The sequence below is a fragment of the Psychrosphaera haliotis genome (assembly GCF_039523615.1).
In the GTDB taxonomy this organism is placed as follows: Bacteria; Pseudomonadota; Gammaproteobacteria; order Enterobacterales; family Alteromonadaceae; genus Psychrosphaera; species Psychrosphaera haliotis.
The window spans coordinates 1-675 of record NZ_BAAAFQ010000013.1 but is presented as its reverse complement, the minus strand read 5'-3'; the positions used below and the strand labels follow the sequence as shown (position 1 = coordinate 675).

Sequence of the window (675 nt, the reverse complement as noted above, 5' to 3'; positions counted from 1 at the left end):
TGGCCAATAGTTTTTGAAAGCAGACGCATGAACTCAGAATAAAGAGAAAAGGGGACTTTGATTTAATGACACCAATATATTGCGACAGATTAATTATATTGCAGAATTTTATGTGAAGTTAACGCCTGGTTAAGAGGCGAGTTTTAGCTTGCTAAACTGTTTGCCGAAGGCTCGAGCAAGCTTTCACGAGACCTTCTTGAACCACTTGTTATGCGGACGTTACTGTGAGTACGCTAAAACTAACTGTATGAGTACTATTGCACCCATTACATACATATTAATAAGTCTAAACTTTTCGAACCGTTTTACTCTTTCATCGTTGATTTTTTTTGAAAAAAATCCAGTTTTAAGTGACTCGCTTAAATTTGCATTTGTAACAGACAAAGGAGAAGTGCCTAAAGAATTACGGGATAACTTTTCCCACTCTTCCGGGTAAGTATTAGATAAATATTTACACATATCTTTGTATTTCTTTATTTGAACAAAAATAAGTATAGAAATTAAAACTAAAGGGATAAAACTTTCCATATACCTGAAACTCCTGTACGTATAACGCCTCAATAAGAGGCTAAAAATTAATTGGTTATACTCTAGCGGTGTTTGCGTTGTAAACCAATTGATTTTAGTCCTGCTTAATTGACTTGTTAGTTGCCCTTCGCTAACCTGTGTGTACAG

At 35.0% G+C, this 675-nt stretch carries 1 protein-coding gene; it reads right to left on the bottom strand.

Going from position 1 to position 675, the window contains the following annotated elements; translation table 11 throughout:
* Positions 1 to 219 precede the first annotated feature (219 nt).
* A partial coding sequence (locus ABD009_RS14090) for a hypothetical protein (protein ID WP_343826489.1) occupies positions 220 to 675 on the bottom strand: 456 nt, incomplete at its 5' end.